Genomic DNA, 558 nt, shown 5'->3' with positions numbered 1-558 from the left:
GCAGGATCGTGGCCACCGTCGCCCGGTCCCGGTCCCGGCCCTGGGCCCCGCTTCCGTCGCGATTCCGTGAGGAAACGGTCGCCGAGACGATGCGTCGGTACGCCGACGAGCGCACGTGCTCGTCCGCCACGGCCTCGTCGATGTCCACGTCGAGGATGCCGGCCCCGGCCAGCAACTCGGCCACGTCGGAGCGCAAGGTCATGACGTCGTCCTTCGGTGCGAGGTCGGTTCGACGATGCGCTCACCGTTCCCGCCGTGCCGAAGTCCGTCCGCCCGGACCTCCCCCAGGAAGGCCGCCATCTCCCCGTACACCGCGGCCGTGTTGTCCAGATGGGCGTCGTGGCCGGCGTCCGGGATCACGACGGTCCGTGTCGCCGGGTGGCGGGCCCGCATCCGTTCCGCCTCCTCCGGCTTCATCGTGCCGTTCTCTCCCCGTACCACCAGCACCGGGCACCGCACCCGGTCCCAGGCGTCCCAGTGGTCGCGGTGCGCGTTCTCCTGGACCGTGGCCACCATCACGTCCCGGTCGACGCGGGGGTGCAGTCCGCCGGGGCCCGG

Annotated in this window: 2 protein-coding genes; both read right to left on the bottom strand. The window is 72.6% G+C overall.

Annotation, left to right across the window (positions count from 1 at the left end; all coding sequences use genetic code 11):
• Positions 1 to 202: hypothetical protein (locus tag AB0C16_RS40335; RefSeq protein ID WP_357691456.1), on the bottom strand; the 202-nt coding region annotated here is incomplete at its 3' end.
• On the bottom strand, positions 199 to 558 hold a 360-nt coding region (locus AB0C16_RS40330; protein WP_357691454.1), incomplete at its 5' end, for an alpha/beta hydrolase. The genes AB0C16_RS40335 and AB0C16_RS40330, both read right to left, overlap by 4 nt.

This window comes from Nonomuraea sp. NPDC048916 (assembly GCF_040649575.1).
In the GTDB taxonomy this organism is placed as follows: domain Bacteria; phylum Actinomycetota; class Actinomycetes; order Streptosporangiales; family Streptosporangiaceae; genus Nonomuraea.
This window is presented reverse-complemented; position numbering and strand designations above follow the sequence as displayed.